This is a genomic window from Pseudomonas saudiphocaensis (assembly GCF_000756775.1).
GTDB classification, from domain to species: Bacteria; Pseudomonadota; Gammaproteobacteria; order Pseudomonadales; family Pseudomonadaceae; genus Stutzerimonas; species Stutzerimonas saudiphocaensis.
In genome coordinates this window covers 1,633,469-1,659,115 of record NZ_CCSF01000001.1, presented here as the reverse complement: position 1 = coordinate 1,659,115, position 25,647 = coordinate 1,633,469, and the positions used below count along the sequence as shown (strand labels likewise).

Here is a 25,647-nt window from a genome sequence, read left to right as displayed (position 1 = left end):
CCTACGTCAGGCCGGTGTCGTTTCTGTTGCTGTAGGCGCAGCGGCCTGTTGTTTCAGCTTGCGCATCTGCTCGACGCCCCAAAGCACGCGCTCCGGTGTCGCCGGCGCGTCGATCTTCGGCTGCACCTTGTAGTCAGCGAGGCTGGCCACGGCATCCTTGATCGCACACCACACCGAGATGCCGAGCATGAACGGCGGCTCGCCCACGGCCTTGGAGTGGAACACCGTGTCCTCGGGGTTCTTGCGGTTCTCCACCAGCTTGACCCGCAGATCCAGGGGCATGTCGGCCACCGCCGGCACCTTGTAGCTGGCCGGGCCGCTGGTCATCAGCTTGCCCTTGTCGTTCCACACCAGCTCTTCCATGGTCAGCCAGCCCATGCCCTGGACGAAGCCGCCCTCGACCTGGCCGATGTCGATGGCCGGGTTCAGCGAGGCGCCGACGTCATGCAGGATGTCGCTGCGCAGCATGCGGTATTCGCCGGTTAGGGTGTCAACCAGCACTTCCGAGCAGGCTGCGCCGTAGGCGTAGTAGTAGAAGGGCCGGCCGCGCGCCTGATCGCGGTCGTAGTAGATCTTCGGCGTACGGTAGAAGCCGGTGGACGACAGCGACACCTGGCCGAAGTAGGCTTGCTGGATCAGCTCCTCGAAGGTGATAAAGCGATCGCGGATACGCACCTGACCATTCTTGAACTGCACGTCTTCTTCGGTGACGTTGTAGTGCCGGGCAGCGAATTCGATCAAACGCTGTTTGATGGTCAGCGCCGCATTCTGCGCTGCCTTGCCGTTGAGGTCGGTGCCGCTGGACGCCGCAGTCGGCGAGGTGTTGGGTACCTTGTCGGTGTTGGTGGCGGTGATCTGGATGCGTTCGATATCCACTTGGAACACCTCGGCCACCACTTGGGCAACCTTGATGTTCAAGCCCTGGCCCATCTCGGTGCCGCCGTGGTTGAGGTGGATGCTGCCGTCGGTATAGACGTGCACCAGCGCACCGGCCTGGTTCAGGAAGCTGGCGGTGAAGCTGATGCCGAACTTAACCGGCGTCAGCGACAGGCCCTTCTTCAGAATCGGGCTGCTGGCGTTGAACGCGCGGATTTCTTCGCGGCGGCGGGCGTACTCGCTGCTGGCCTCCAGTTCGGCAGTCATCTCGGCGAGCATGTTGTGCTCCACGGTCTGATAGTACGGCGTGACGTTGCACTCGGTCTTGCCGTAGTAGTTGCGCTTGCGGATCTCCAGCGGGTCCTTGCCCAGCTCGCGGGCGATGGCGTCCATGATCTCTTCGATGGCAACCATGCCCTGTGGGCCGCCGAAACCGCGGTAGGCGGTGTTGGAAGCGGTGTTGGTCTTGCAGCGATGGCCGTTGATGGTGACGTCGCCCAGGTAATAGGCATTGTCGGAGTGGAACATGGCGCGGTCGACGATGGAGCCTGACAGGTCCGGCGAATAGCCGCAGTTGCCGGCCAGGTCGATCTGAATGCCATGGAGCATGCCGTCGTCATCGAAGCCCACGTCGTATTCGACGTAAAAGGGGTGGCGCTTGCCGGTCATGGTCATGTCTTCCATGCGCGGCAGGCGCATCTTGGTCGGCCGGCCGGTCAGATGCGCGATCACCGCGCACATGCAGGCCGGGCCCGCGGCCTGGGTTTCCTTGCCGCCGAAACCACCGCCCATGCGGCGCATGTCGATGACGATCTTGTTCATCGAAACGCCCAGCACCTCGGCCACCAGCTTCTGCACCTCGGTGGGGTTCTGCGTGGAGGTGTAAACGATCATGCCGCCGTCTTCGGTGGGCATTACCGAGCTGATCTGGGTTTCCAGGTAGAAGTGTTCCTGGCCACCGATATGCAGCGTGCCCTGCAGGCGGCGCGGTGCCGTCGCCAGCGCGCCGGCGGAGTCGCCGCGCTTGTGGGTGTGGCTGTCGAGCACGAAATGCTGCTTGCGCAGCGCCTCGACCACGTCGAGTACCGGCTCCAGATCCTCGTATTCGATGATCGCGGCCATCGCCGCCTTGCGGGCGGTTTCCAGGCTGTCGGCGGCGACGGCGATCACCGGCTGGCCAACGAACTCCACCTTGCCGTCTGCCAGCAGCGGGTCGCCGGGCATGACGGCACCGATGTCCAGCTGGCCGGGTACGTCCTTGGCCGTGATGGCGATGGCCACGCCGGGAATTTGGTAGCACGGCGAGGTATCGATGCTGACAATACGGGCATGGGCGCGGTCGCTCATACGGGCGTAAACGTGCAGTTGGTTGGGAAATTCCAGACGGTCGTCGACGTAGACCGCTTCGCCGGACACATGCTTGTCCGCGCTGTCGTGCTTGACGCTGCGACCGACGCCGGTGACCAGGTCCTGCGTGAACAGGGCGGCGATTTCGTCCTGGGTCTTGGCAAGGCTGTGGTTAGACATAAGCGGTCACCCTCGTTTCGGTTTTCGGCGCGTGCTGCTCCAGGAAGCACTTGCGCAGCAGGTTCTGTGCAACCAGCAGGCGGTATTCGCGGCTGGCGCGGAAGTCGGTCAATGGCGTGAAGTCATCGGCCAGGGCCTCGCAGGCGCGTTCGGCCGTTTCCAGCGTGAAGGCCTTGCCCACCAGGGCGGCCTCGCAGGCGGCCGCCCGCTTGGGGATGGCGGCCATGCCGCCAAAGGCGACGCGCGCCTGCTGGATGGTGCCGTTGGCAACACGCAGGTCGAAGGCTGCACACACCGCGGAGATATCGTCGTCCAGTCGCTTGGACACCTTGTAGGCGCGGAACACCTGATCCGGTTGCGCGCGTGGGACCAGGACTTTCTCGATGAACTCGCCGGGCTCGCGGGCGGTGACCTTGTAATCGATGAAGTAATCCTGCAGGGGCAGGGTGCGGCTGCGTTCGCCCTTGCGCAGCACCAGCTCGGCACCAAGTGCGATCAGCAGCGGCGGCGAGTCGCCGATGGGCGAGGCGTTGCCGATGTTGCCGCCCAGGGTGCCCTGGTTGCGGATCTGCAGGGAGGCGAAGCGGTGCAGCAGCTCGCCGAAGTCGGGGTATTCGGCGGCCAGTGCTTCGTAGCAGTCGGTCAGCGCGGCGGCGGCACCGAGCTCGATGTGGCTGTCGCTGACTTCTACTTTCTTCATCTCGGCGATCTGGCCGACGTAAATCATCATCGGCAATTCGCGGTGGAACTGGGTGACTTCCAAGGCCAGGTCGGTGCCACCGGCCAGCAGGCGGGCGTCTGGGTTGGCAATGTAGATATCGGCAAGATCGGCCACTGTCAGCGGCGACAGGCAGCGTTTGATGCCGTCGTTCAGCTCGGCGGTTTCACGCGGCGTGATGGCTTTCAACTGGGCGATGGTTTCCGCTTCGCGGGCGTCGAACTGATCCGGCTGCTTGTCGCCACAGGCCTGTTCGGCGGCTTCGAGAATCGGCCGGTAGCCGGTGCAGCGGCAGAGGTTGCCAGCCAGGGCTTCGTGGGTCTGGGCGGGATCGTATTCCTGGACGGCGCTGGCGGCGCGATTTTTTTGCAGGGCGAACAGGCTCATGACGAAGCCCGGCGTGCAGAAACCGCATTGCGAGCCGTGGCAGTCAACCATCGCCTGCTGGACGCTGTGCAGCTGGCCGCGATCTTTCAGGTCTTCGACGGCGATCAGCTGCTTGCCGTGCAGTGCGGAGACGAAGGTCAGGCAGGAGTTCAGGGTGCGATAGCGCAGCCGGTCGCCAACCAGTTCGCCTACCACCACGGTGCAGGCACCGCAGTCGCCGGAGGCACAACCTTCTTTGGTACCGGTCTTGCCACGGTGCTCGCGCAGGTACTGCAGTACCGTGGTGTTGGGGTCGAGATTCTGCTCGCTGCGCAGCTCTCGATTCAGTAGGAACTGGATCACGGGGCCTCCTGGGATTCTTGTTCTGGGCTCTGACGTCAGAAGCTAGCGGTATTTGACTTTATGGTCAAGAAATAGCTGACTCAAAAGTCAGGGGCGCCGACAAGCGTATTCGCCGACGGACCCCAGCGCTCCGTCGGCAAGGGCATGTGTAATAAGTAAAGCCTGTTCAGGTCGCCTTGGCGTCGGCTTCGCGGCGGTAGGCGTAGGTTTCGGCAAAGCGCGACAGCATGTAGGCCTCGCAGGTGGTTGCCGGATACTTAGGCGGGTTGCTTGCGTCGTGGCAGCCGGGCAGGCAGCTGATGACGGTATCCGGATGCGGTTCGGCGAAGAACGGCATGGAGTAGCGATCCACGCCCAGCGGGCTGATGACGCGGTGCGGGGTGGACTTGTAGCGGTCGTTGCTCCAGCGCGCCATCATGTCGCCGATGTTGACCACGAAGGTGCCCTCGATAGGCGGTGCGTCGATCCACTCGCCACGCACGTTCTGCACTTGCAGGCCACCGGCCTGATCCTGATGCAGCAGGGTGATGCAACCGTAGTCGGTATGCGCGCCGGCACCCTGCTGATCGGGTCGGGTTGCCGTCAGCCGTGGCGGGTAATGGATCATGCGGAACACGCTGATAGGCTCGGCGAAACAGCGATCAAAAAAATCCCGCTCGATGCCTAGGGCCAGTGCAATGGCACGCAGCAGCGTGCTGGCCAGGTCATGCATGTCGCGGTAATGGCCTTCCATTAGCTCGGCCCAGCCGGGAATTTGCGGCGGGTGCCGATTGGGGCCTCGCAAGGGCTTGCCGGCGAGAACGTCCGGATGTTCGGCGCTCATATGGAAGCCCATGTCGAAGGTTTCCTTGAGGTCGGCCGGCTGCTGCGGGTCCAGCTGCTCGGTGGCAATGGCGCCGTAGCCGCGGTGATGCCGGCTGCGGGTGATGTCGATCTCCAGCTTTTGCTCGGCCGGCAACGCGAAGAAGCGCCGGGCATGGTCGCTCAGCTTGGCGACGCGCGCTGCGCTGATGGGGTGCCCTTCGATATAGAAGAAGCCCCATTCGCGGCAGGCGCTGTCGATCTGCCGGGCGACCTCCAGATGCGCGTGCTCGTGGCCCGAGTAAAGCGGGGAAATGTCGATGATGGGTAATTGATTCATCTGTGATCTCATTCGATGACTGGAAGCCGTGGCCCATGCGAGGCCCGCGGTGCGCTATCCGACTTCCAGCGCTTTTGTTACTTCGGCAACTCGGCCTTCACGCCTTCGACGTAGAAGTTCATCGACGCCAAGTCCTTGATGGTCGCGGTCTGGCCTTCGGCGATGCGCACCTGACCGGACTGGTCCTTGATTGGGCCGGTGAAGGGGTGGAAGGCACCGCTGCGAATGCTGGCGATGATTTCCTCGGCTTCGCTCTTGACTTCAGCGGGCACCAGGTCGCTGATCGGCAGGCTGATGCTGTCCTCGGCCAGGCCACCCCAGAAATCCTCGGACTTCCAGGTGCCGGCGGCGACGGCTTCGGCAGCCTTCACGTAGTGCGGGCCCCAGTCGTTGACGATGGAGGTCAGCACGGCCTTGGGCCCGAAGTGCTGCATGTCCGAGGCGTAACCGATGGAGTAGACACCTCGGCGCTCAGCGGCCTGGATGGGGGCCGGGCTGTCGGTGTGCTGGAATACCACGTCGACACCCTGATCGATCAGCGCGTTGGCAGCGTCGGCTTCCTTGCCCGGATCGAACCAGGTGTTGACCCAGACGACCTTGATTTCGGTGCCAGGGTTGTACTTGTCCAAGGCCAGCTGGATCGCGTTGATGTCGCGGATCACTTCCGGAATCGGGAAGGAGGCGATGTAGCCGACCTTCTTGGTCTTGGTCATTTTTGCGGCGAGGAAGCCACCGACGTAGCGGCCCTCGTACGAGCGGGAAAGATAGGTGCCGACGTTGTCGGCCTGCTTGTAACCCGTGGCATGCTCGAAAGTGACCTTCGGGTGCTGCTTGGCGACCTTCAGCGTGGGGTTCATGTAACCGAAGGATGTGGTGAAGATCAGATCGTAGCCACCCTTGGCCATGTTGCGGATCACGCGCTCAGAGTCGGCGCCTTCGGCCACGTTCTCGACGAAGCTGGTCTGCACCTTGTCGCCGAGCTTGTCCACCAGGTACTGGCGGCCCTGCTCGTGTTGGTAGGTCCAGCCGTGATCGCCGATTGGGCCGATGTAGACGAATCCGACCTTCAGCGGATCGGCCGCAGAAGCGCAGAACGCGGTGGTCAGGCCGATGGCTGCGGCCAGGGTACGCAGTAGGGGTTTCCTTCTCTTGACTTGCATGGGTGAAGCTCCTTTTGTCGTGATGCGAAAAGCCCGTATGGCTGGGGCGGAAAGTGCAAAAAGCTGACCAAGTGGACAGTTCGCCTTGGGCAACGCTAGAAACCTGAGGGCGCGAGCCGCGCGCCCGGAAAACCGGGGCGCGACTGGTGCGTGCTGGGCGGCGAATGCTCCGTGACAGTGCAGTTCGTCGAACGTGATCGCGCTTGTATTGGCGGACCTGCTCAATGGCCGGCTTTCCAGGGCTGCCCCAGCGACACCGGCGCGTACAGGCGGGTGCGGATGGCGTCGCGCGACAGCAGCACCAGCACCAGGATGGTTGCGACATAAGGCAGCATTGCCAGCAGGTTGCCGGGAATCGCCAGGCCGACGCCCTGGACCACCAGATGCAGGATGCTGGCGAGTCCGAACAGATAGGCGCCAAGCAATACACGGCAGACCCGCCAGCTGGCGAATACCACCAGCGCCAGGGCGATCCAGCCGCGCCCGGCTGTCATGTTTTCCGCCCACATCGGCGTGTAGGCCAGCGACAGGTAGCCACCGGCCAGGCCGGCCATGGCGCCACCGAACATCACCGCCAGGGTGCGCACGCGCATCACTGGCAAACCCATGGCGCTGGCGGCGCTCGGGTTTTCGCCGACGGCCTGGATGATCAGGCCGATGCGGCTTTTCAGCAGCACCCAGGCAATCGCGGCGAACAGCGCGAACGACAGGTAGACCAGCAGGTCCTGGGCGAACAGCATGCGACCAATGATCGGGATATCCGCCAGCAACGGGATGGCGATGGGCTCGAAACCGGCCAGCGGCTTGCCGACCCAGGTGGAGCCGATGAAGGACGACAGGCCAACCCCGAAAATGGTCAACGCCAACCCGGTAGCGACCTGATTGGCCGCCAGCCCCAGGGCGACGAAGGCGAACAGCAGCGAAAGCAGCACGCCGGCCAGGCAGGCCAGCAGCACGCCCAGCCAGAGGTTGCCGGTGGCGTAGGCGACGATGAAGCCGATCACCGCGCCGAACAGCATCATGCCTTCCTGGCCGAGGTTGAGTACGCCGGTCTTCTCGCAGACCAGCTCGCCGAGCGCGACCAGCAGCAGCGGCGTGCCGGTACGGATCATGGCGTAGAAGATGTTGGTGAGCAGATCGATGTCCATCAGCGGGGATCCTTGGCTGTCATTCGGGTGCTGGAAGAAGAAGCGCTCATGGCTGCGCCGACGGCTTGAGGCTTGCCACGCCTGGCTTCGCGCGGCGCGCCAGATGTGGCCGGTAGTAAATCAGCACGTCGCAGGCCAGCAGGAAGAACAGCACCATGCCTTGGAACAACATGGTGATGGACTGCGGCAGGTTGGCAGCCATCTGCGCGTTCTCCCCGCCCAGGTAGAGCAGCGCCATCAACAGGCTGGCAAAGAGGATGCCGACCGGGTGCAGGCGCCCCAGGAAGGCGACGGTGATCGCCGCATAGCCATAGCCCGGTGATATCTGCGGCACCAGTTGGCCGATAGGGCCGGTAACTTCCGCTACGCCGGCGAGCCCGGCCAGGCCACCGCTGATCAGCAGCGCGACCCAGACCAGCCGGCGCTCGCGAAAGCCGACCAGGCCGGCGGCGCGGCGGTCCAGGCCGAGCACCTTGATCTGGAAGCCCAGGAAGCTACGCTGCAGCAGTACCCAGACGGCTACCAGTGCCAGCAGCGCGAACCAGAAGCCGGCATGCACGCGCAGCCCCTCGAGCAGCTCCGGCAGGCGGCTAGCATCGCCGAACATCGCCGACTCGGGGAAGTTGTAGCCTTCCGGATCCTTCAGCGGGCCATGTACGGCGAACAGCAGCAGGTTCAACGCGATGTAGTTGAGCATGATGCTGGTGAGGATTTCGTTGGCATTGAAGGCCGTTTTCAGCCATGCACAGAGGCCGGCCCAGGCGGCGCCGCCTAGAATGCCTGCGCCCAGGACCAGCAGCAGTGCCAGACGAGAATCCCAGTCGATCAGGTTGATCGCCAGTGCACTGCCGGCCAGAGCGCCGACCAGCAGCTGGCCTTCGGCGCCGATGTTCCAGATGCGGGCGTGGTAGACCACCGCCAGCCCCAAGGCGCACAGCAGGATGGGCAGGGCTTTGACCATCAGCTCGGACAGCCCGTAGAGGTCGCTGACCGGGTCGATCAGCAGCACCTTCAGCGTTTGCAGTGGCGGATGGCCGAGCAGGGCGAAGAGCATGGCGCCGCTGATCAGCGTCAGCAGCGCGGCGAGTACTGGCGAAAGCCAGAGCATTGCGCGGGACTCGGCCCCGCGAGGTTTCAGTGTGAACAGCATGGCGAGGCTCGTCAGGCAGCGGTGGAAAGGGAGGGGGCATCGAACTGGCCAGCCATCCAGCGGCCAACATCGCTGGCGGCACAGGCCTCGGTCCGGTGCTGCGGCGAGAGCCGACCGTCACAGAGCGCAGCGAGGCGGTCACTGATTTGGAACAGCTCGTCCAGGTCTTCAGAAATCACCAAGATCGCCGCGCCCGCGTCACGCAGCTCGATCAGCGCCCGGTGAATGGCCGCCGCCGCGCCGACATCCACGCCCCATGTGGGGTGCGCCGCCACCAGCAGCCGGGGTTGCTGCAGAATTTCGCGGCCCAGGATGAATTTCTGCAGGTTGCCGCCGGAAAGGCTGGCCGCGGCTGCCGCGGTACCTGGGGTTTTCACTGCGAAACGGCGGATCACGTCCGCTGCGAAGGCTTCCACGCGGCTGCGCTGGATTAGGCGGCCACGAAGCATGCCCGGCTGCTGATAGGCGGTGAGCAAGCCATTGTTGGCCAGGCTCATGTCGGGCACCGCGCCATGGCCGAGGCGTTCGGCGGGCACGAAGGCCAATCCGAGCCGACGGCGCGCGTCAGGGCGCAGGTTCGCTACCGGCTCGCCGAGAAAGCGGATGCGCTCGGCGTCGTGCCCCTGCAGGGTGCGTTCGCCCGAGAGCAGCGCCAGCAGCTCGTCCTGCCCGTTGCCGGCCACCCCGGCGATGCCGACAATCTCGCCGGCTCGCACCTCAAGATTGAGATTCTCGAGCGAAACGCCAAACGGATCGGCATTGCGCCAGGACAAGCCCTCGACCTGTAGGAAGGGCGTACCGCCCTCGGCTTTGTCGTATCGGGCTTCCAGGCCTTCGGCGTCCCCCACCATCAGCTGCGCCAGTTCAAGGTCACTGCACTGGCTGGGCACGCAGGTGCCGGACACCTTGCCCGCACGCAGCACTGTGGCCTTCTGGCACAGAGCACGGACTTCGTTCAGCTTGTGGCTGATGAACAGCACGCTGCAGCCCTCGTCCGCGAGGCGGCGCAGCACCGCGAACAGCTCGTCGGCCTCCTGAGGGGTCAGCACCGAGGTGGGTTCGTCGAGAATCAGCAGGCGGATGTCCTGCATCAGGCACCGCACGATCTCCACCCGCTGACGCTCACCGATGGAAAGGCTGTGCACCAGGCGCTGCGGCTCGAGCGGCATGCCGTAGCGCTGGGAAACCTCGCGGATGCGCGGCTCCAGCTGCTTTGGCGTGCCGGCGCCGGCGCCCAGTGCCAGGGCGATGTTCTCCGCTACCGAAAGCGTTTCGAACAGCGAGAAGTGCTGAAACACCATGCCTACGCCGCGCTCGCGGGCCTGGGCCGGGTCGCGCATCTGCACCGGCCGTCCTTCCCAGATGATGCGCCCGGCATCGGGCTGGACCACACCGAAGATGATCTTCATCAGCGTGCTCTTGCCCGCACCGTTCTCGCCGAGCAGCGCGTGTATTTCGCCAGGGGCGATGGTCAGGTCGATGCCATCGTTGGCGACGGTTCCGGCGTAGCGCTTGGTGATGCCGCGCAATGCAAGACGGGTATGAGGAGAGGGTGTGGCCATGGCAATCGCTCATCGGTAGGTTGCCCGTGAGGTAGCAAAAATCTGGCCACTTGGTCAGGAATACCCTGGGAATCCGCCTTTCCCGCCTTTGTCTGCCAAGGCTTGCGCATGCGACGGGCGCGCGCTGCGGTGTAGTGGTGCATGAAGGCGCGCTGCGCTGAGGACGGTGCACTGAGAAGGTGCCGTCTGTGGGGCATGGAAAGGAGTAGGTTTTCGCTTGGCGCGCCGTCAGATGGCTTTTTCAGTGGCGCGCCACGGCATTTGCAGCGGGTCAGCGCACGTGTGCAGGACGAAGGGAGGCAGTGCTAGCTGGGGTGAGCAGAATTTGCTGGGGGCTTCAGCCCGCACCCTTTGAGGATGATCCGCACCAGGTTATCGCTTGCCTGGGCGAATTCGACCTTGGTCATGCGCTTGCCGTTGATGCGCAGGATCTGGTCGGAGAAGTCGGCGTAGTGCTGGGTGCCCGCCCAGATGAGGAAGATCAGGTGCATCGGGTCGACCGGGTCCATTTTGCCGGCGGCGATCCATGCCCCGAACACTGCGGCACGGCCCTGGAACCAGCTGCGGTAGTCCTGATTGAAATGCTCAGACAGACACTCGCAACCGCTGATGACCTCCATCGCGAAGATCTTCGAGGCCTGCGGGTGGCGCCGGGAAAATTCCATCTTCAGCCGGATGTAGCGCGCCAGCGCCGCCGCCGGATCGTCTTCCACCGTCACGTCATCGAACGCCGTATCCCAGAGTTCGAGCATGTGCCGCATTACCTCGACGTAGAGACCAAGCTTGCTGGCGAAGTAGTAGTGCAGGTTCGCCTTGGGCAGGCCGGCGCGCTGTGCGATGGCATTCATGCTGGTGCCTTTGAAACCGTAGCGGGCGAATTCCTCGGCTGCAGCAGTGAGGATAATTTCCTCATTCTTCTGGCGAATGCGCCCGGTGGGTTTGCCATCGGCATTGTAGAGCGGCGCGTAAGCGTTGCTGTGGCTCATCGGTCCTTGCTCCCAGAACCGGCAGGGCCGGCCCGTCAATGTGAAAAAACCGCCAGCCCAACGGGCATGGCGGTCGACTTCAACAGGCTTCGCCCGTCACGCTCGTTGGATCGGCGCTTTTCTCGACTCAGAAATGCGCCTTGACGATGAAGTTGGTCACGTTGTTGTCGGTGTTGAAGGCGCTGCTGTCTTCGATACCGTACTTGTTCGACCAGTAGTCGTACTCGATACCCACATAGAGCTTGCCGGGGGTGTAGTCCAGCGCCTTGCCCAGGTCGTACTTCACCTGCGGGTTGATATGCAGGTTTTTGGCGATGTAATCGCCTCGGGACTTGGAACCGGCGTCATTGACCACCCAGTCGATGAAACCGTCGAAGAGGATGTCCGACTTGCCTACCGGAATGGTAATAGCCCAGGTTGGAGTGATCTGCCACTGGCCACCGGGTTGGCCAGTGATGCCGTCGGGTTTGCGGTAGTAGGTATTGATGGACATCCGGTCGAAGCCGGGCACCTTGAGGTCGACCGCGGGGCCGAGCAGGTAGTTGCGGTTGCGACCTTCGCCACGCTCGTAGGTGGCGGACAGCAGTACATCGGTCACCGGGCCAAACGACAGGTCCTTGCCGGTGATCTTGCCCAGCGACAGGCGCGGGCTGAACTCGCCGTAGTAGGTGTGACCGTCGCTGCCAGAGATGCCGTTGTACCACTTGTTGTCGACGAACAGGAACATGTCGCCCCAGGTCCAGCCGCTGGCATGCTCGAAGGTGATGGTCTGCTGAATTTCACCAGCATCGACGGCGAAATTCTTGCCGTACAGATAGGTCAGGCTGTTGTCCTGCCACAGCATCGGGGACGCCAGGGTCTGGCCGGCAAACAACAGGCCGGTGGCAAGGCCAGCCAGGGTAGGGCTTACTTTCATTGATCTCTCCTTGAGGTGTGTCCGCCGCCTTGGAAAAGTTGGCCGAGCGGTCAGGCAAGGATGCTTAGCAAAGGATGAGCCAGCTTCTCGTCGGCTCATTTATCCATTGCTAAATCATTGAAAGTAAGAACATATTTATGATTGTGGAGGCTGCTTTAAGCTCCGCCCGAGCCCGGCAAGCTGACCAGTTGATCAGACTTTCCCATCTGCGGCGCGCCGTTGCGGTGCGCTGGCGCAGGTCGGTGCTGCGGCGGTGCACAGGAGGAAGGCACACAGAATGCGCCTTCCTCCCACGGGTGCTTCAGCCGGCGATCAACTGCGCCGCTGCCTGACGGTGATCGGCGATCAGGCCGGCCACATCCAGACCTTCGATCTGGCCATCGATCACCTGCCAGCGTCCGCCGATCATCACGCGGTCGGCCCGATCAGCGCCGCAGAGCAGCATTGCCGAGAGTGGGTCATGGCTGCCGGAAAAGCGCAGCTCGTCCAGTTTGAACAACGCCAGGTCGGCTTGCATGCCGACTGCCAGCTGGCCGAGGTCGTCGCGCCCAAGCAGCTTGGCCGAACCTTTGGTGGCCCAGCCCAGCGCCAGCTCCGGGGTGATCTTCTCCGCGCCGTAGCGCAGACGCTGCAGATAAAGTGCCTGACGAGCTTCGAGAATCATGTTGGAGGCATCGTTGGAAGCCGAGCCATCCACGCCCAGACCGATGGGCGCGCCGGCGGCTTCCAGCTCCAGCGTCGGGCAGATGCCGGAGGCCAGACGCATGTTGGAGCTTGGGCAATGGGTAATGCCGGTGCCGGCCTGGCCGAGGCGGGCGATCTCGTCTTCGTTGAAGTGGATGCCGTGGGCCAGCCAGGTGCGGTCGGACAGCCAGCCGACGCTGTCGAGGTAATCCACGGTGCGCAGGCCGAAGCGCTGCAGGCAGAAGTCTTCCTCATCGAGGGTTTCCGCCAGGTGGGTGTGCAGACGCACATCCAGCCGTTCGGCCATGGCAGCGCTGGCGCGCATGATTTCCGGGGTGACCGAGAAGGGCGAGCAGGGCGCCAGGGCTATCTGAATCTGCGCGCCGGCGCCGCGTTCATGGTAGCGGCCGATCAGGCGCTCACTGTCAGTCAGGATCACTTCGGCTTCCTGCACCGTCTGTTGCGGCGGCAGGCCGCCATCGGCCTCGCCAAGGCTCATGGAGCCGCGGGTGAGCATGGCGCGCATGCCCAGTTCGCGCACGGCGTGAACCTGCACGTCGATGGCTTCTTCCAGCCCTTGCGGGAACAGGTAGTGGTGATCAGCGGCGGTGGTGCAGCCCGACAGCAGCAGCTCGGCCAGCGCGACCTTGCTCGCCAGTTCGAGCTTTTCCGGCGTCAGCCGTGCCCAGACCGGATACAGCGTCTTCAACCAGGGAAACAGCGGCTGGTTGACCACCGGGCCCCAGGCGCGGGTAAGGGTCTGGTAGAAATGATGATGGGTGTTGATCAGCCCCGGCAGCACCACGTGCTCGCGGGCGTCGAAGGTGCTGTCGACGGGCGAGGCGGGCGCCTGGCCGGCAGCGAGCAGTTCGGTAATCACGCCGTTTTCGATAACCAGCCCGCCGGAAGCGTCCTGATCATTGGCAGTGAAGATGGCGAGGGGAGTTTTAATCCAAGTGCGGGTGACAGCCATTGCCGGCTCCTCCTGAAGGACCCGTTGAAAACTGGCTGCGTTGCCTTCGCTGCGTTGAAAGCAGGCTCAAAATGCTCATTTACAACTTGTAAACTGCGCTTTTTCGCCTGATTCGCCTTGCGCTGGCTGCCTCGCCTACGTTTTCAGAAGTGTCCTGAAATGTTGGGTTCAGAAAAGCCAGCTCAGTTATGCCCTGTCTGCTGATCCAGGGGCGTTCTCGCGAGGGGCAACATACGACTTCGGCGCGGCGCTGTCACCCCTGAAGAAAGCGTATGTAGTTTCAGCCGCCTCGGAGTGGGGCGGCTGAAGTGGTTCGTTACGAGCGGTGGTTGTACTTGCCCAGATCCATATGACGATTCACATCCTTGTACAGCAAGTAACGGAACTTGCCGGGGCCACCGGAATAGCAGGCCTGCGGGCAGAAAGCGCGCAGCCACATATAGTCGCCGGCTTCCACTTCAACCCAGTCCTGGTTCAGGCGATACACCGCCTTGCCTTCCAGCACATACAGGCCGTGTTCCATCACGTGGGTTTCGGCGAAGGGAATCACGCCGCCCGGCTCGAAGGTCACGATGTTGACATGCATGTCGTGGCGCATGTCGCTCATGTCGACGAAGCGGGTAGTGACCCAGGCGCCGTTGGTGCCCGGCATCGGAATCGGCTCGATGTCCTGCTCGTTGGTGACGAAGGCTTCCGGATGCGCCAGCCCTTCGACGGCCTGGTAGTACTTGCGGATCCAGTGGAAGCGGGCGACCTGGCCGCTGTTGTTGCGCACCTTCCACTCCGAAGCTGGGGGGATGAAGGCATAGCTGCCGGGGCGCAGTTCATGGGTGCTGCCGTTGAGGGTCAGGGTGAACTCGCCTTCTACGACGAACAGCACCGCCTCGGCATTCTTGTCCTGCTCGGGCTTGTCGCTGCCGCCGCCGTCAGCCAGCTCCACGATGTACTGGGAGAAGGTCTCGGAGAAGCCGGACAGCGGACGGGACAGGACCCACATGCGCATGCTGTCCCAGAACGGCAGATGGCTGGTGACGATGTCACGCATCACGCCCTTGGGAATGACGGCATAGGCCTCGGTGAACATTGCGCGGTCGGTCAGCAGTTCGGTCTGCGCCGGATGCCCGCCCGTGGGGGCATAGTATTTGGTGTTTGCCATATAACTCCCGTCATCGGTTGTTGTTGCCGGTCGTCCTTGGGCCAGATCGCATGATGTCTGACTGGCGTTTTGGAGCGGCTGTTAGAGGAGCTGCTGATGTATTGTATACAGAATTGCTGATTGCATCCATAGATTGTATCCAATCTGAAGCTGAAGCGATCATCGGCGCTTCTGCGCCTCGCGATGGCCGGGTCAGGCTGAGGGAAGGCTTGTCGGCGCGTTGCGCTGCATGGCCCCTATCAATGCCTCGGCCAGTTCTTCAAGGTAATAAGGCTTGGCCAGGATGCTTACGCCCTGAGCTTGCGCGGTCGATTTCACCGCCTCGGCGTAGCCGCTGGTGAGCAGTACGGGAACGCCGAATTGTCGTAGACGGATTTCGCGCGCGAGATCCACGCCGTTCATCCCTCCAGGCATCATTACATCGGAGAAGACGAGGTTTGCCCGACCCCCGCTGGCCAGCCATTCCAGAGCCGCGGCAGCACTGGCGCAACGGCTTACCTGATAGCCAAGGTGCTCGAGCATCTGGGCAACCGTTGCAGCAACTTTTTCGTCGTCATCGACCAGCAGAATATGGCCGGCCGCTTTCTGCCGAGGGGCCTCCACAGGGCTGCGCTCGCTGGGCAGCTGGGCCGGGACCTGTTGTGAACGTGGCAGCAACATGACCACGCTGGTACCGCGCTCGCATTGTCCGTCGATCCATACCGTACCGCCGGACTGTCGGGCGAAACCGTAGACCTGAGCCAGTCCCAGCCCCGAACCTTTGCCAACTTCCTTGGTGGTGAAGAAGGGATCGAACACCCGTTCGCGCAGCTCGTCCGGAATGCCAGGCCCCGAGTCGGTCACCGTCAAGCGGACAAAATCACCTTCGCGGCCCAGTACCTGCTCGTTCGGTGCGTTGGCCGCCTGGAACAGAATGGAGCCGCCTTCAGGCATGGCATCACGGGCATTTACGGCGAGGTTGAGGATCACCAGCTCCAGTTCGCCGGGGTCGACCTCGACCGGCCACAGATCCGCAGCAAACTGCATCTGCACGTGAATATCGCCACGAAGGCTACGCTCGAGTAGCTCGTGCATTTGCCTGATGCGCTGGGCCAGGTCCACCGTTTCGGGCGCCAGTGACTGCCGGCGGGAAAACGCCAGGAGTTGACGGGTCAGGGCAGCACCGCGCTGTGTAGCCTGGCGCATGCCGTTCATCAGGCGTTGGCGGCGGGCCGGGTCGTCATGCCGATCGAGCATGTCGAGCCCGCCGGAAATGACCATCAGCAGGTTGTTGAAGTCATGCGCGACGCCGCCGGTGAGCTGGCCAAGGGCTTCGATCTTTTGCGCCTGACGCAGGGTTTCCTCGATACGGGCGCGTTCGGCAATCTGCGTGCGTAACTCGAGGTTGGTCTTTTCCAGTTCGCTGGTGCGCTCGATCACCAAGGCTTCGAGTTCCTGAGCAGCTTGCTCGCGCGCCTGTACCAGGGCGCGCACCTCGTACTGACGCAGGCGTCCGCGCACCGCCGCTTGCAAGGCACTGGTCAGGGTGATGCCCTGCACCGGGCGTTCGAGCAGTGAGACGTTACGCAGTGCCGCCACCATGCGCTTACGCCAGGTGACGACTGCCGGTTGCTGATGTTTGCTGGTCAGTATCACAAAAGGGAAATCGGACCAGGGCGGCTGTCGCGCCACCCAGCTGGCCAGCGAGTCGAGGTTTTCCCCGAAGAGGCCTTCTTCGGCGATGAGTACCGCGTCGGCATTGTTCTGCGCCTGCTTCAACACTTCATCGAGGTTATGACAGACGACGGCGTGCATGCCGCTGCGGCGGAGCAGGTCGGCGGAGGCGGGGCCGTCCCGGCCGATGGGGGCGTAGATGGCTACCAGCGGCTGTTGCTCAGACGGGGTCATGCGCGTCCATAAGGAGTGTGGCATCGCCGATGAACTCTGGAGTGCCTGAAAGGATGCCGCTGAACATCGTCAGAGGTGCTCCAACTCTGATGCCCGAGGCGCTGAGCTGAAACTCCCTGATGGCGTTTTCATGATAGCCGCTGCGTTTCTTGATCACTGACAGCGCGCGCCGCACGGTACCAGCGTGTTCGAAATAGCGCAGCATAATGACCGCGTCACTTAGATAGCTGAGGTCCAACGGCGTTTCCATCTGCTCGAGCAGGCCATGTTGTGCCAGGACCATGATACTGACCACGCCCTGCTGTCCCAGATAACTGAGCAGCTCATGCATTTGCAATGTCAGAAAGCGACCGTCCGGCATGGCGTTCAGGTAGCCGTTGAGGCTGTCCAACAACACCATTCGGGCGCCTTGTACCTCGACGCAATGGCGTACCGCAGCGGTGAACTCGCCAGGCGAAAGCTCGGCTGGGTCGATCTGGCGCAGGTGCAGCAGCCCCTTTTCCAGCCAGGGTTCGATATCCAGTCCCAGTGCTTTACCGCGTGCGAGAAGCGTACTGACGCCTTCATCAAATACGAACAAGCCGACCTGCTCGCCGCGTTTGCAAGCCGCTATGGCGTAACCCAGCACCAGCGACGACTTGCCCACCCCGGCAGCTCCGACCAGCAGCGCACTGCTGCCGCGTTCAAGTCCGCCGCCAAGCAGCCTGTCCAGCCCCTCGTTGCCGCTGGAGATCAGCTCATCGGAAAATGCGGTGTGATGCTCGGCAGCAATCAGACGTGGGTAAATCGACAATCCGCCTTTTCTGATACTGAAATCGTGATAGCCACCGCGGAACTTGATGCCGCGCATCTTGATCACCCGCAAGCGCCTTCTCTCGGCGCCATAGTCGACGGCTAGCTGCTCAAGCATCACCACGCCGTGGCAAATGGAGTGCAGCTGAAGGTCACCACTTTCCGAGGTCTGGTCGTCGATCAGGATGACGGTACTGTGCCGGGTAGTGAAAAAGTGCTTGAGCGCCAGCACCTGCCGGCGATAGCGCAGCGCGCTTTGGGCCAGCAGGCGCATCTCTGAAAGGCTATCGAAGACGATGCGGGTCGGATTGGTTTCACTGACGCGATCAAGCACCTGCCGGGTGGTCTCGCTCAGTTCCATCTCGGCCGGGTGCAGTACCGTCAGCTCCAGTTCCGGGTCCAGGCTTGTTTCGGGCGTCACCAGTTCAAATACATCAATGCCATCAAGCGTCCAGCCGTGGCGCTTGGCAACGAGCTCCAGTTCCTGGCTGGTTTCCGAAAGCGTCACAAAAAGTACACGCTCGCCCAGACGCACGCCTTCCAGCAGAAACTGCATGGCGAGGGTGGTTTTGCCCGAGCCGGGGCTGCCTTCGTACAGGTACATCCGATTGGAGTCCAGGCCGCCACCGAGGATGTCATCCAGGCCTTCGCTGCCGGTTGAGATGCGTGGTGATGAGCCGTCATCTGAAATTGTGTCGGGATGGGAGGAATCGGTCATTTCATACTCCGTGTGCTGTGATGGGCGAAATCGCCGCTTTCCCCTTTGTTGCAGTCCTGGCCTGCAAGAGCTCCCCGAGGGCAGTACGCTCGGGTTGCCTAAGCCCGGGCGTTTCCTCTGTGCAATCTGAGCAGCCGGGTCGGGCCTGATTTGGCTGACGGTTTCCAGCGGTGCGGTCATCCCATCCGACTCGGTTTTTATTCGGCTGTTCACATTGCAGCCTGTCGCTGCTCTTCTCTAGTGGCCTTTGGTCAAGCGAGTGCCTGGTCTGCGGCCTTTTCAAAACGCGTTTAGAATCCAGCGCCTTTTTAAATGCAAGACAACTCTATGCACCCTGAAGCCCTCGCTACGCTGCAGCAACACCTGACCATTGCGCTGGCGCAGCCTCCTGCCGAGGCGCGCAGGCTGTTCCATGGCCGTGGCCGCTGTTGGCCAGGGCTTGAACATGTCACCGTGGACTGGTTGCAGGGCGTGCTGCTGGTTTCGCTGTTTCGTGAGCCTGAAGCTGCGCAGCTGGATGCGCTGAGAGCAGTTCTGTTGGAGATCAGCCGCGGCGCCGAATGGCAGGCAAGCGGCGCTCACAGCCTTTTGCTGCAGCACCGCTACCTGCCGGACAGCCATATGGAACAGCTGCTGGGCGAGCCTGTGGAAGAGTGGACGATCAGCGAGAACGGACTGCGCTACAAGCTCGACCTGGGTACCAAGCAGAACAACGGACTGTTTCTCGACATGCGCTATGGCCGGCGCTGGGTACAGGAACAGGCGCAGGGCTTGCGCGTGCTCAATCTGTTTGCCTACACCTGCGGGTTTTCCGTGGCGGCGATTGCCGGTGGTGCCGAACATGTGGTCAATCTGGACATGGCTCGTGCAGCGCTCAATCGCGGGCGGGACAACCATCGACTCAATGACCATGATATGCGCAAGGTCAGCTTCCTTGGTCATGAGCTGTTCAAGTCATGGGGCCGGGTTCGCAAGAGCGGCCCCTACGATCTGGTAATCGTCGACCCGCCGTCCTTTCAGAAAGGCAGCTTCGCCCTGAATCGCGACTACCAGAAGATCCTCCGCCGCCTGCCCGAGTTGCTGACGCCAACTGGCAGGGTGCTGGCGTGCATCAACGATCCGGATACGGGGCCGGACTTTCTGATCGAAGGTGTCGCCGCCGAGGCGCCCGAACTGGTGTACTTGCAGCGCCTGGAAAACCCGCCGGAATTTCCCGACGTCAGCGCCGACAGCGGGTTGAAGGCACTGGTATTCGAGCGTGTGGCCCAGAACGGCGAAAAAACCTGAGCAGGCCGCCAGCAATCTGGATCCGCATATCGTGCGGGCGCTGGCCCTTTTTGCTCATGCCGGGGGCGCAGGCAGGCAGTCCAGTGAGCCCAGGTCGTTGCCCAGGCGTTGCAGGCGGTTGTCCAGATGGCGCCGCTGCTGTGCATCGGACAGCGCATACAGGTCACTGATCAGGGCGATGGTTGCGTTCTCGCTGTGGGCAAGGGCTGCCCGATAAGCGTCCGTTTCCATGGATTCCCGCTCCTGCAGCAGGCGGACGATATGCTGTTCGAATTCCGCCTCATGGCGATCGCTCAGGGCCTCCAACAGCGCCAGCTGCCAATGCCTGCGGTTTTCCAGCCAGAGGCGGTTCTGCTCACCCAGCGTATGGGCCCAAACCCGAATGCGTTGCCGCTGTGCAGCATCGAGCTTGCCAAGCCACTGCTCTACACGTTCGCCCATGCGCTCGGCGCGCTCACGAATCTGCTGCGGCAGTGGCGCGGCCAGGTATTTTTCCAGGTGTTCCTGATGGTCGCGAGCCAGGGCTTCGGCAAGCTGGCTCACCTGCCGCTCATCCAGCTCGCGCAACAGCTGCACGGTGGTCGGAGTGATCTCCACGGCCACCGATTGGATGGCTTGGCGGATATCCTCATAGTGGCTGCGGATGGCGCGCTCATCGAGTTCGCCCTGGCGGATCTGTTGGCGCACGCGCTGAAGGGCGTCGAGGTCGTCTGGCAACTGGGTACGACAGTGCCAGGCCAGATGCTCACGCAAGCGTTCCCGCAGGCGGGCCTGCTGTTGGCGGTTCAGGTCCAGATAATCGTCCAGCGACCAGGCCACCAACAGGTCGAGGTTGCGGTAGGCGAGGTTGATACGGCTGCAGCCGGCCAGCACCACGGCCATTGCCAGCAGCAATAGCCAAGTTTTGAGGCCGAGTGTCAGATTGATCCGCATTGCGCTCCCTCGTTGGTGATTCCGCGCTTCCGGTAGAGCCTATGGCGCTCTGCCAGTTCGGTCGGAAAAACTTCCTGTTAAACACTTGGCGCTGGCCGGTACGAGAACAACCCGGTTTGGTGTGGTCCCAAGACCATGGGCTGCGTCGCCCCATTGGCGGCGCAGCGGATCATGACTTCAGGCGAGGGAATCCATCATGCAGACCAGTATCAAACACCTGAGCGGAGACGAGGTACCCAAGAGCTGGCGCCCGACCTGGGTCACCTGCTGGGTTGTGGAGATGGACGGTACGACCATCGCCGGCCCCTACGCCACGCGAGAGGAAGCCCAGGCGGTTGTTGATGGCAAGCAGGAGCCGAAGATTTCCCAATCCCCCGCGCCTCGTTAGTCGAGGCTACCGACAATGACTGGGGCAGGGTGCAGGCCGTTCTTCGAGAGGAGGAGGCTCGATGAGATGTGAAACCAGCTCCAGAGCCTTTTCGAAGGAGGGATAACCACTCTGTGCGACGTCTAGCTGAGCATAGGCCCGGCGATAGGACTCGGCCTTTTCGGGTTGCTGCTCATCGACCAGAAAGGGTTGCTGGTAGATCGTGTAGAGCAGGGCTACCGCATGTGGATGGCCCTTGTCGGCGGCCCGTTCCAGCAGCTTCAGGACCTCATCCTGTTGCGGCCCCTGGCGTATCAGCAAGAGCGCTCGGTAAAACTCGGTTTCGCCCCGCTTATCCAGGCGGGCACTGCGCTTGAGCAGCGCGTGGGCGAGTTCGTAGCCGTCTTCGTTGGCCTGGGAAATGAGTATCTTGGCTTGCAGCAGATCGTTCTGATACAGCAGCCGCTCGGCCCTGCAGGCGCTGCCCGGCTCATCGTTACATGAGTACGAGGCGCAGCCACCCACGGCAAGCAGCATTCCGACCAGCAGTGCGTTCTTAATCAATTGCCTTGTTCTCTTCTCGTAGCAGTGCGTCGTGGTGTCAGGCCTGGGTTTCGGTGTTTCGTTCAATCATGGGCAGCCATGGACTGAAGGCCGTAGTGATTCAGGATGATCTGCCAGTGCGGATTGCTCGGCAAGGCAGCAAGAAAGCCATCCAGATAGTCGGAAGCGGCCTTGCCGAGATTGTTCGTGATCAGCAGGTGGCGAGTGAATTGATACAGCGGCTTTTCGGAAATGTACAGATCGCCGAGCTTTTCACTCTGACGGTAGTAGAGCAGCGTCGATTGCGCGATAAGCAGGGTATGGATGCGCCCGGACAAAAGCTTCTGCAGATTCTGCAGGTCGGTATGGACGTTCTGCCGGCGAATTGCGCCGCTGGCGATTTCCTTTTCCAGGCCTTCATAGCGATAGCCCAGCACACCTCCGAGGATGAGCCCCTTGAGTGAGCGTGGGCGGTCGTATTCGAATGCCAGGTCAGGCAGTGAGACGAAACTTTGTTGGTCGTGCAGAAGGGCTTGTGTCCATCGTGCGTTGGCGGTCAGCTCGGCGGTAAAAAACTGCGGCGTGGCCCAGAGCAGAACGCCGGGCGAGCCGCGCTCAAGTTGCAGGTCGAGGCGCTTTCGTGGCAGTTCAGTCAGCTGAAAGCGAAAGCGCCCGGCGTTGGCTGGATCGTTGTTGAGCAGGTCGACGAAGTCTTGGGAAAGCCCCTGTGAAGCATTGACCTTGAATGGTGGGGTGAGGTGATAGGTCCATACCTCGACAGGTTGTTGAGCAAGGCACAGCACGGGCAGCAGGCTGAGGAAGACCACCAGAAGGAATCTCGGCATGGCGCACCCTTTTCAGAGCAGGAAGGTGGCCGAGATTCGGCCCAGCCATGCCCGGTCGCGCAGGCGACAACTCAAGCATAGTGCGGCGCCGGGCCCGAAGCGAATTCGGCAGCGGCGATGTCGATGGCTGGAATCAGGTTGAGAAACCGCGATTCAAAAACGCTCGTGTTCGCCGAGAAAACGCCACTCGCCCAGTGGGAGCTTGGCCATGGACAGGCGGCCGATGCGGATACGCTTGGCGCTCAGCATGCGCAGCCCGATGGACTCGCAAAGCTGGCGCAGGTCACCGGGCTGCGGCGCCTTGATGACGATTCGCAGGCGGGTTTCGTTCTGCCAGCTGGCTTTGGCCTTGGGCAGAATCTTGCCGCGATGGCCGATGCCTCGGGCCAGCAGTTCAAGCCCGCCTTCCTCGGCATCGCCGGAGACTTCAACGACGAATTCCTGTTCGAGCTTGTCGCGTGGATCGCCCAGCTTGCGAATTACCTCGCGCTGCTGGCTGAACACCACCAGGCCGCTGTCGTCCGCTTCCAGCGGTAGCAGTGCCGTTTGCTGAACCAAGTGTCGCGCGCGGGGTTGCAGGCGTGCATCGTCGGCGCTCCAGTGCGTGGCCTGTGCAAGCTGTGCCTGGATGGTCGAAGGGTCTTCGGCAGGCAGTTGGCCGGCGGGTTTGTGCAGCAGCAGCGTGACCGGTGGCACCTCGGTAGCGGTGGCGCCGGGCAGTAGCTGGACCTGTTGTTCGGTGACCTTGAACCAGGGCGTTTCGATGACTTGGCCATCGACGCTAACCCAGCCGCCTTCGATATACAGCTCGGCTTCGCGCCGGGAGCAGCCGAGCTGTTCGGCGAGGTATTTAGACAGGCGTACGGGGTCGGTCATCGGGTGCTCGAGTGGCGCGGGAGGGGAGGTAACCTGGCGAGCCGCTGCGTTAGGGTGGCAGCTTAGGCTCGCTATGTAGGTTGGATGCTGCGGGTATTACTTCTTGCTGATGGTGATCTGGCGCGAAGGGCCCTGAGTCTGGCCGCTAACGCCGTTGGGGATCTTCTGCACTTCGCCGCCGGCCTTGATGAAGGCGGCCATTTGAGCGGCCAGGGACTGGCTGGTTTCGGTAGCAGGTTCAGGCTTGCGCTTGGCGGAGGTGGTCTTGGTAGCCATCGTCTTTCGGTTCCTTTAGTCAGTCGAACCGGGCATTGTACAGATTTTTTAAGACTTTTGTTGACTTTACCGGCGTGAAGGTATGGGGCATGGCTTATGGCTATTGAATCGGCCGGCTGGCACGAGCTTTTATTGAAGCGTTTTGCCGAGTCCATGGTCTTTTCTGAAAGCCTGTTCATCTGGAGGATACCCCATGCCGCACCTTGCTCCCCGCGCCCTGCTCTGTGGTTTGGCGCTTGCCTGTTCGTCCCTGGCTTTGGGCCAGGTGAACTACTACGACAGCGAGCTGGGCCGAATCAGCGTGGAGGAGGTTGCCAAGGGTCTGAAGTACCCCTGGGCGCTGGCATTCCTGCCTGGCGACGGCGGCATGCTGGTGACCGAACGGCCCGGCCGACTGCGTTTGATTGATGCCCAGGGGCGACTGTCCGAACCGCTCGAAGGTGTGCCGCAGGTGTTTGCTGAAGGCCAAGGTGGCCTGCTCGATGTGCAGTTGTCGCCCGATTTCGACAGCGACCGGCTGGTCTATCTCAGCTATGCGCAGAAAGGTGACGAGGGCAAGGCCGGCACGGCTGTGGGGCGAGGGTGGCTGGCGGATGACCGGCGCTCGCTGGAAGATTTCACTGTGATCTTCGAGCAGCAGCCGAAGCTTTCCACCGGTCTGCATTTCGGCGCGCGCCTGGTGTTTGACCGCGAGGGCCGGCTGTTCATTGCGCTCGGTGAGAACAACCAGCGACCTACCTCGCAAGACCTGGACAAGCACCAGGGCAAGGTGGTGCGGATCGAGCCTGACGGCAAGGTGCCACAGGACAACCCATTCGTGAACACCGACGGGGCGCTTCCGGAAATCTGGTCCTATGGCCACCGCAACCAGCAGGGTGCGGCGCTCAATCCCTGGAGCGGTGCCGTTTGGACCCACGAGCATGGCCCGCGTGGCGGCGATGAAATCAACATCCCACAACCAGGGCGAAATTACGGTTGGCCCCTGGCGACCCACGGCATCGACTACAGCGGGCGCGCCATTTCTGAGGCGGTAGGAGAGTCCGCCCCGAATACCGAGCCTCCGCATCATGTCTGGCGTCAGTCGCCGGCCGTAAGCGGAATGGCCTTCTATGACGCCGAGCGTTTCGAACCCTGGCAGCACAACCTGTTTGTTGGAGCCATGCTTGATCGCTCGCTGATTCGCCTGCAGCTTGACGGCGACAAGGTGGTTCACGATGAGCGCCTGCTCAAGGATATGGAGGAGCGCATTCGCGATGTGCGCCTTGGGCCGGACGGTTATCTCTATCTGCTGACGGATTCGTCGAAAGGCCGGTTGTTAAAGGTCGGCCTGGCAGACCGCTGAGTCTCAGCCGATACCGCGGCGGCCTGTTAGAATCGGCCGCCTCGACTCACAGGATACTTTTCACCATGGCCGCAATCGGGCGCTACAACAGCCTGCAAATCGTCAAACACACCGGCTTCGGTCTTTATCTGGACGGCGGCCCGGATGGCGAAATCCTGCTGCCCAATCGTTACATCCCCAAGGATACGTCTACCGAGGTAGACGACTGGCTCAACGTCTTCGTGTACCTCGACAGCGATGACAAGCTGATCGCCACCACCGAAAAGCCCAAGGTTCAAGTTGGTGAGTTTGCCAGCCTGAAGGTGGTGCAGATCAACCGCATCGGGCTGTTCCTCGACTGGGGTCTGCCCAAGGATCTTCTGCTGCCGCACTCCGAGGAAAAGCGCCCACTGCAGGAAGGAGACTACTGCGTCGTCTACGTCTACCTCGACAAGCACACCCGGCGCATTACCGCCACGGCGCGGCTGGACCGCTACCTGGACAAGACCCCGCCGCGTTATCAGGTAGGCGAGGCGGTCGATCTGCTGGTGGTGGAACGCACCGATCTGGGCCACAAGGCGATTATCAATGGCCAGCATTGGGGGCTGATTCACAAAAACGAGGCCTTCAAGTTTCTGCGCGGCGGTATGCGCGAGAAGGGCTACATCCGCGAGCTGCGTGCCGACGGCAAGATCAGCCTGAGTCTGCAGCCGCTGGGCAGCGAAGCCGTCGACAGCTTGCAGGCCCTGATCATGCAGAAGCTGCAGGAAAACCAGGGCAGTCTGCCGGTCAGCGACAAGACCCCCGCCGAGGAAATCGCACAGCTGTTCGGGGTCAGCAAGGGCAACTTCAAAAAGGCTATCGGCGGGCTCTACAAGCAGGGTCGCATTCTGATTCACCCGGACCGTATCGAACGCGTTTGAGCCCCTGCTTACCCCCGCGTGATTGAGGCCGACTCCGATCGGCCACTGCTGCCATCTCACTAAAACTCTCCGCAAGGCCGAGGCTGCTTGGCTTTGCGCGTATTCCCCTGCGGCCCCCCTTCTCCGAATTTCCCCCAGATCGATTGTGCAACT

22 protein-coding genes are annotated in these 25,647 nt (G+C 62.3%); 4 read left to right on the top strand and 18 right to left on the bottom strand.

What is annotated here, in order from left to right; genetic code table 11:
- Nucleotides 1-6 precede the first annotated feature (6 nt).
- The 13 genes from xdhB to BN1079_RS07635 form a co-directional block, all read right to left on the bottom strand.
- Nucleotides 7-2,403, bottom strand: a complete 2,397-nt coding sequence (gene xdhB, locus BN1079_RS07695) for a xanthine dehydrogenase molybdopterin binding subunit (protein ID WP_037023457.1) — start codon at nucleotides 2,401-2,403, stop codon at nucleotides 7-9.
- Nucleotides 2,396-3,850, bottom strand: coding sequence for a xanthine dehydrogenase small subunit (gene xdhA / locus BN1079_RS07690; RefSeq protein WP_037023454.1), 1,455 nt, complete (start codon nucleotides 3,848-3,850; stop codon nucleotides 2,396-2,398). The genes xdhB and xdhA overlap by 8 nt, the downstream gene beginning before the upstream one ends.
- Before the next feature lie 166 nt (nucleotides 3,851-4,016).
- Complete coding sequence (locus BN1079_RS07685; protein WP_037023451.1) at nucleotides 4,017-4,991, bottom strand: 2-oxoglutarate and iron-dependent oxygenase domain-containing protein; 975 nt, start codon at nucleotides 4,989-4,991, stop codon at nucleotides 4,017-4,019.
- A 77-nt stretch (nucleotides 4,992-5,068) separates the two neighbouring features.
- Nucleotides 5,069-6,151: a BMP family ABC transporter substrate-binding protein gene (locus tag BN1079_RS07680; RefSeq protein WP_037023449.1), complete on the bottom strand. Its 1,083-nt coding sequence runs from the start codon at nucleotides 6,149-6,151 to the stop codon at nucleotides 5,069-5,071.
- Between the two features lie 221 nt (nucleotides 6,152-6,372).
- Nucleotides 6,373-7,299, bottom strand: a complete 927-nt coding sequence (locus BN1079_RS07675) for an ABC transporter permease (protein ID WP_037023446.1) — start codon at nucleotides 7,297-7,299, stop codon at nucleotides 6,373-6,375.
- A 46-nt stretch (nucleotides 7,300-7,345) separates the two neighbouring features.
- Nucleotides 7,346-8,449 (bottom strand): ABC transporter permease, encoded by a 1,104-nt coding sequence (locus tag BN1079_RS07670; protein ID WP_037023444.1) that lies wholly within the window; start codon nucleotides 8,447-8,449, stop codon nucleotides 7,346-7,348.
- 11 nt (nucleotides 8,450-8,460) lie between these two features.
- Nucleotides 8,461-10,011 carry an ABC transporter ATP-binding protein gene (locus BN1079_RS07665; RefSeq protein ID WP_037023442.1) on the bottom strand — a complete coding sequence of 517 codons (1,551 nt, stop codon included), beginning with the start codon at nucleotides 10,009-10,011 and terminating at the stop codon, nucleotides 8,461-8,463.
- Nucleotides 10,012-10,316: 305 nt separating this feature from the next.
- Nucleotides 10,317-10,997: a TetR/AcrR family transcriptional regulator gene (locus tag BN1079_RS07660; protein WP_037023440.1), complete on the bottom strand. Its 681-nt coding sequence runs from the start codon at nucleotides 10,995-10,997 to the stop codon at nucleotides 10,317-10,319.
- Between the two features lie 127 nt (nucleotides 10,998-11,124).
- On the bottom strand, nucleotides 11,125-11,913 hold the full coding sequence (locus BN1079_RS07655) for an outer membrane protein OmpK (protein ID WP_037023438.1): 789 nt from the start codon (nucleotides 11,911-11,913) through the stop codon (nucleotides 11,125-11,127).
- A gap of 301 nt (nucleotides 11,914-12,214) precedes the next feature.
- The gene (locus tag BN1079_RS07650; RefSeq protein WP_037023435.1) at nucleotides 12,215-13,570 is read right to left on the bottom strand and encodes an 8-oxoguanine deaminase; all 1,356 of its coding nucleotides are present in this window, start codon (nucleotides 13,568-13,570) and stop codon (nucleotides 12,215-12,217) included.
- Nucleotides 13,571-13,886: 316 nt separating this feature from the next.
- On the bottom strand, nucleotides 13,887-14,726 hold the full coding sequence (locus BN1079_RS07645) for a bifunctional allantoicase/(S)-ureidoglycine aminohydrolase (RefSeq protein WP_037023433.1): 840 nt from the start codon (nucleotides 14,724-14,726) through the stop codon (nucleotides 13,887-13,889).
- A 192-nt stretch (nucleotides 14,727-14,918) separates the two neighbouring features.
- Nucleotides 14,919-16,520 carry an ATP-binding protein gene (locus BN1079_RS07640; RefSeq protein ID WP_037026697.1) on the bottom strand — a complete coding sequence of 534 codons (1,602 nt, stop codon included), beginning with the start codon at nucleotides 16,518-16,520 and terminating at the stop codon, nucleotides 14,919-14,921.
- A 79-nt stretch (nucleotides 16,521-16,599) separates the two neighbouring features.
- The gene (locus BN1079_RS07635; RefSeq protein ID WP_037023431.1) at nucleotides 16,600-18,123 is read right to left on the bottom strand and encodes an ATPase domain-containing protein; all 1,524 of its coding nucleotides are present in this window, start codon (nucleotides 18,121-18,123) and stop codon (nucleotides 16,600-16,602) included.
- Between the two features lie 327 nt (nucleotides 18,124-18,450).
- On the opposite strand from BN1079_RS07635, the gene BN1079_RS07630 reads away from it, so the two are divergent.
- Nucleotides 18,451-19,410, top strand: coding sequence for a class I SAM-dependent methyltransferase (locus BN1079_RS07630; protein ID WP_037023429.1), 960 nt, complete (start codon nucleotides 18,451-18,453; stop codon nucleotides 19,408-19,410).
- A gap of 54 nt (nucleotides 19,411-19,464) precedes the next feature.
- On the opposite strand, the gene BN1079_RS07625 is transcribed toward BN1079_RS07630, so the two are convergent.
- Complete coding sequence (locus tag BN1079_RS07625) at nucleotides 19,465-20,343, bottom strand: DUF6279 family lipoprotein (protein WP_037023427.1); 879 nt, start codon at nucleotides 20,341-20,343, stop codon at nucleotides 19,465-19,467.
- Between the two features lie 196 nt (nucleotides 20,344-20,539).
- On the opposite strand from BN1079_RS07625, the gene BN1079_RS07620 reads away from it, so the two are divergent.
- Entirely contained in the window at nucleotides 20,540-20,731 is a 192-nt protein-coding gene (locus BN1079_RS07620) for a hypothetical protein (RefSeq protein WP_037023424.1), read from the top strand.
- A 6-nt stretch (nucleotides 20,732-20,737) separates the two neighbouring features.
- Here the strand turns inward: BN1079_RS07620 and BN1079_RS07615 are convergent, their stop codons facing one another.
- From BN1079_RS07615 to BN1079_RS07600, 4 genes are all read right to left on the bottom strand, one after another.
- Nucleotides 20,738-21,271, bottom strand: a complete 534-nt coding sequence (locus tag BN1079_RS07615) for a hypothetical protein (RefSeq protein WP_037026696.1) — start codon at nucleotides 21,269-21,271, stop codon at nucleotides 20,738-20,740.
- A 65-nt stretch (nucleotides 21,272-21,336) separates the two neighbouring features.
- A complete protein-coding gene (locus BN1079_RS07610) occupies nucleotides 21,337-22,098 on the bottom strand; it encodes a substrate-binding periplasmic protein (RefSeq protein ID WP_037023422.1) in 762 nt (253 codons plus the stop codon).
- Between the two features lie 153 nt (nucleotides 22,099-22,251).
- Nucleotides 22,252-22,974, bottom strand: coding sequence for an RNA pseudouridine synthase (locus BN1079_RS07605; RefSeq protein ID WP_037023419.1), 723 nt, complete (start codon nucleotides 22,972-22,974; stop codon nucleotides 22,252-22,254).
- A gap of 96 nt (nucleotides 22,975-23,070) precedes the next feature.
- Nucleotides 23,071-23,250 carry a hypothetical protein gene (locus BN1079_RS07600; RefSeq protein WP_037023417.1) on the bottom strand — a complete coding sequence of 60 codons (180 nt, stop codon included), beginning with the start codon at nucleotides 23,248-23,250 and terminating at the stop codon, nucleotides 23,071-23,073.
- Between the two features lie 193 nt (nucleotides 23,251-23,443).
- On the opposite strand from BN1079_RS07600, the gene BN1079_RS07595 reads away from it, so the two are divergent.
- Both BN1079_RS07595 and BN1079_RS07590 read left to right on the top strand, forming a co-directional pair.
- The gene (locus tag BN1079_RS07595) at nucleotides 23,444-24,592 is read left to right on the top strand and encodes a PQQ-dependent sugar dehydrogenase (protein WP_037023414.1); all 1,149 of its coding nucleotides are present in this window, start codon (nucleotides 23,444-23,446) and stop codon (nucleotides 24,590-24,592) included.
- A gap of 65 nt (nucleotides 24,593-24,657) precedes the next feature.
- Nucleotides 24,658-25,494 (top strand): CvfB family protein, encoded by an 837-nt coding sequence (locus tag BN1079_RS07590; protein WP_037023412.1) that lies wholly within the window; start codon nucleotides 24,658-24,660, stop codon nucleotides 25,492-25,494.
- Nucleotides 25,495-25,647: the final 153 nt, after the last annotated feature.